We start from the raw sequence: 4,607 nt of genomic DNA on the forward strand, positions 1-4,607 counted from the left end.
ATAAACCACTGCTGAAAAGCGGTGGTTTTTTTGTTTCAAGATCATCGGTTCCCCCGACGCTTCGGGGCGATTTCTCCACACAAACCACTGCTTTTAGGCAATGGTTTTTTTATTTCAGGTTAATCGTTCCCCCGACGCTTTTGGGCGATATTTTTCAAAGAAACTACTTTATTTAAATTTTGGTCTTTACAATTTCGACCTTTCATTGATAAATTTTTCAGACAAATAATAGAAAAACCACCGTGTTTAGGGGTGGTTTCTAATTTATTGGCTCTTTAGTGGAATATTTAAATTTTTCTAATCTTCATCTCCATACTCGTCCCAAAGTACCTGAGAATCCGTTTTAAGGAAGTCTATACTTTTCGAGATCACATGTTTGAATTCCTTTGGAAGATCGTCTTCTTCCCACGGATGTTTAGTGCCAAAAACATGATCGGCGTTTTCTACCAGTAATAGTTTTGGTGCGGGACTCCATTCAAAAAGATTTCCAGCTTCCCCAATCGATACACTGGTATCACTACTTCCATGCGCGATTAAATGTGGGATTTCAAGTTTTTTAGCTGCTTTTTTGATATTTAACCGCTCCTTGTTTTCCTTATAATTCTTGTAAAACTGGTAGTGATGAGGTAATTGCTGACCGGTCCTTGAATTAACGATATATTGAACCCCTTTCTTTTCCCATGCCTCCAGTTGCTTCCCGGTAGGAAACCTCGATCCATAATCTGAGACAGAGGCCAGGGTTATTAACTTGGTAATTCTTTTTTCTTCAGCAGCCTTGATCACACAAATTCCACCGCCACGTGAATGACCTATTAAACTTATATCTAATGGGTCTATATGTTTGGCGAAATCAAAAGTTGGAAGTAAAATCCAGTCCAGAATTGTTTGCAGATCATCCAGCTCTTTGATGTAATTATTATCACCAAAGGCTTCAATATTTAAAAATTCGGTAAGATTTTCCGGAGTGGTTCCGTTATGACTAAAATTGAATTTTACAAAGAAAAAACCTTCCCTTGCAAAATGCTCACCCATTTTTTCCCATGCTCCCCAGTCTTTAAAACCTTTATAACCATGGCAAAATATTACGATGGGCTTTTGTTTTCCATCGTCTTTAAAGATGATATCTGCAACCAAAGGCTTGTTATGCCTTCCTTCAATGATGATGTTCTTTTCCTTAGAAACCTCCATAATTCTTTTTAATTTCCTTTTCAATAAATGGAACCTCCGGATCGCAGATCTCCATTATTAATTTTTTTAGTTCGCTCCGAAACCTTTCCAGCGTAGTTTCGGTAATCATTGCATCTCCTTTTTTACTCCCTTTTTCTTTTAGCTGAAATTTTAAAAACCCTGATTTCAGATTCTTAAAAGAAATAATTCCTGCAACGGCGGGAAATGTAAGGTCTTTCTCCTGGGCAATCAAGCTGGCATAAGTTAAAACCTGAAAACTTTTTGCAAACTTGTCATAATCTTTTGTTATCTCAGCCCAATCTGATACATAAAGATTTGAGGCTTCTACTTTCCCGGTCTTATAGTCAATGATCTGCGGAATACCGTCTTTTTTTTCAAAGCGGTCTACCTTGCCGCGAAGATAAACTGAAAAAGGCAAACTTTCTATCTCCAGAGGCACTTTCAAATCTTTCTCTATTTGTACGATCTGTATCTCCTCACCTTTTTTTAATCTGTCCAGTTCAAAATTCAGGAAATTGCGAAGGTATCTTTTGGCAACTTCAAAAATGAGCAGGTTCTTCCCCTTATCCAGGGGGATCTTACTGTAGGTCCTGGCAAACTCCTGTTCTATTTGCTTATTTGCCTGTTGCTTGAATTTCTTTATTAGCTCTTCTGAAATTAATTCCCCTTCCAGCGGTTTGTAAAGATTTTCCAGCGCATTATGTACCACCGTTCCTAAAGTATTGAAAGCGACGGTTTCCTCAACCTCGTCCTGATCCCTTACCCCTAATACATATTGCTGATAAAAATCCAGCGGATTTCTCATGTAAGTTGTCAAGGCTGAAGGTGAAAATCCTGAAGTTGCTAAAGATGCTATTTGGCGCATCATTTCAGGAGTTTTTTCTACCTTCCTCAGCTCCTTTTTAAACGAAGGAACCTTAGGACTTATCAAGCTGTAACTGATAGTATGATTTTTTCTACCATCAATTTCAAGCTGAGTAATAAACCTGCTTTTTTCTCCGGAATTTAGTCCGTCTGCTTCTGTATTATAAAGCAGATATACTTTTTTGGCCCTTTGCAGTATCCGGTAAAAGTGATAGGTATACACCGCATCTTTCTCACGGTAAGTAGGTAATTTATATTCCTGTTTTAAATCATATGGAATAAAGGAATTATCAGATTTTCCCGCCGGTAGTACTCCTTCATTTAAAGAAGTTATAATCACCGTTTCAAAATCCAGCACCCGTGATTCCAGCATTCCCATTAATTGCAATCCCTGAAATGGTTTTCCCTGAAAATCCAAAGTTTCGCTTCCAACCAGTTCTTTGTAAAATCCATGAAAGGATTTGATGGTTTTTATATACGGGTACTCGCTATTAAGGTTATCAAGTTTATTAAAGAGTACATGAAAATGATATAAGAATTCGAGGCCAAGTTTATCTTCAGCTATCTTCAGCTTGTCTTTAAGATATTGAATAATTATATGTAGATCTTCAGAAAACTTAACAACCGAATCCTTTTTTTCACTAAAACATGCCTTTATTAATTCCAGTGAATCACCCGAAAAGGAATTGATAATTTCTGACGGGGTGAGGTAAACTACATTGTCCGTGTGAATCCTCTTTACAAGTGACTTTGCTTCAGGACCCAATTCTGAAGCCAGAGCCGGGTGGTTGATTATAGAAACAACATCTTTATAGTAATAATTGGGACTGTTACTTATATGGATTTTAAATAAGTATTCGAAAAAGGAACTTATAGGAGCATTTTTAATGGGAAACCCCATGGTGATATTGAGTTCTCCTACTTCTTCAGGTAATGAATTCAAGACCGGAAGTAAAAGATCTTCCTGTCCAAAGACTATGGCGGTATTTTCAAGTTCCCGCTTATCCATCCCGGTTATGATCTCACCCAGATATTTTGCCTGCCCAATGTTCTTGGGAATTCCAATTACCTCGATCTTTTTATCATCCTGATAATTCTTTCCAAAGTCTGTAAATGGATTTTTTTGATAGAACGGCCACTCCTGGAAGTACTGTTTCAGGAATAAAGAGGCGGCATGGTTCTTATGATTATAAAAGGTTTCATCTATATCCCAGAATACTTCTGCTTTTTCCTTCTCCAGTAAATATTGAATGATCTTTTGTTCGGCAGCATTTAGTGCATTGAATCCAATGAAAATATGTTTCTCGGTTACAAGAGAACTGAAGTCTATAATATTACTGGCAGCTTTCCTATAAATAAGACCCTGATATCCCTGTTCTTTTGCGATTAATTTTTCGGATAACTTTTGATAGTAAAGCGGCAATCTTTTCCAGAAGCTCAGGTATTTTTTAATAAGCTCTGTTTTTTCATCCTGTAAATACCAATGGTTGATATCCTGAATTCCTGACAGGTAATCAAAGAAAGGTTTGTAATCTATCAAATACCGGTCTATCTCATTAAAGTCATGGATAAGGCTTTGTGCCCAGGCAATAAAAGTTTCGAAGTCTTCTAATTCGTCTTTAGGAGTATGATTTTTATAGACGTCATAGAACTCAAATAAACTAACCGTGTTATCTATGGGTTGGAGACCAGAGATATGTTCTGTAAACTCCTCTATGCTGTAAATGGTGGGGGCAAAAATATTTTTTGTAGACAGTGATGCTAATTCCTTAAGTAAATAGGAGCCGGCACGTTTACTGGGGAGAATAAATACTAATTGAGAAAGATTTTGTCCCTTGCTTTCCAGTTTTAGCAGGACTTCGCGTATAAAAGATTCCATACGCCTAAAATAAAAAAACGCCCCGCAATGCGGAGCGTTTTCTAATAGATTTATCGAGAGATATTATTTCTTCTCTGCAGACTTATCTTTCATTTCTCTATCCTTATCAAGAGAGATTTCAACTCGTCTGTTATCTTGTCTACCTTTAGCAGTACTGTTAGTAGAGATTGGCTGAGTTTCACCATATCCTTCAGAAGTTAATCTTTCTGCTGGGATACCGTTAGACTTTAACCATGCAACTACAGATGCAGCACGCTCTTTAGATAACTTCATGTTATAAGAGTCACTACCAGTACTATCTGTATGTCCTTCAATGTGGAAGATAGTTTGTGGGTACTCATGCATGATGTCGTGAATAGCTTGAAGAGCTTCTTCAGATCCTTTTCTAATTGTAGCCTTGTTAAGGTCAAAAAGAACAGTTTTTGAATACTCATTAAGTTCTGAAATCACTTCAGCAGTTGGCTCTGGACATCCGTTAGATGCAGCAACACCAGCCACTTCTGGACAATCATCATCCTTGTCAAGGATTCCGTCACCATCAGTATCAGGCCATGGGCATCCGTTGTTTTCAGCTGGACCAGCTTCTTCTGGACAATCATCTTCGTTATCTCTTACACCGTCACCATCAGCATCCGGGCATCCGTTTAATTCAGCAAGACCAGCAACTTCTGGACAG

At 37.8% G+C, this 4,607-nt stretch carries 3 protein-coding genes; all 3 read right to left on the minus strand.

Features of this window, described 5'->3' with window-relative positions; genetic code table 11:
- Window positions 1-297: 297 nt before the first annotated feature.
- Window positions 298-1,188: an alpha/beta hydrolase family protein gene (locus ACNKXV_RS05645; protein ID WP_417906727.1), complete on the minus strand. Its 891-nt coding sequence runs from the start codon at window positions 1,186-1,188 to the stop codon at window positions 298-300.
- A complete protein-coding gene (locus tag ACNKXV_RS05650) occupies window positions 1,175-3,931 on the minus strand; it encodes a PD-(D/E)XK nuclease family protein (RefSeq protein WP_417906728.1) in 2,757 nt (918 codons plus the stop codon). The genes ACNKXV_RS05645 and ACNKXV_RS05650 overlap by 14 nt, the downstream gene beginning before the upstream one ends.
- A gap of 63 nt (window positions 3,932-3,994) precedes the next feature.
- On the minus strand, window positions 3,995-4,607 hold a 613-nt coding region (locus ACNKXV_RS05655; protein ID WP_417906729.1), incomplete at its 5' end, for an OmpA family protein.

Origin of the sequence: Christiangramia aquimixticola (assembly GCF_048285835.1) — a bacterium.
Lineage (GTDB): Bacteria > Bacteroidota > Bacteroidia > Flavobacteriales > Flavobacteriaceae > Christiangramia > Christiangramia aquimixticola.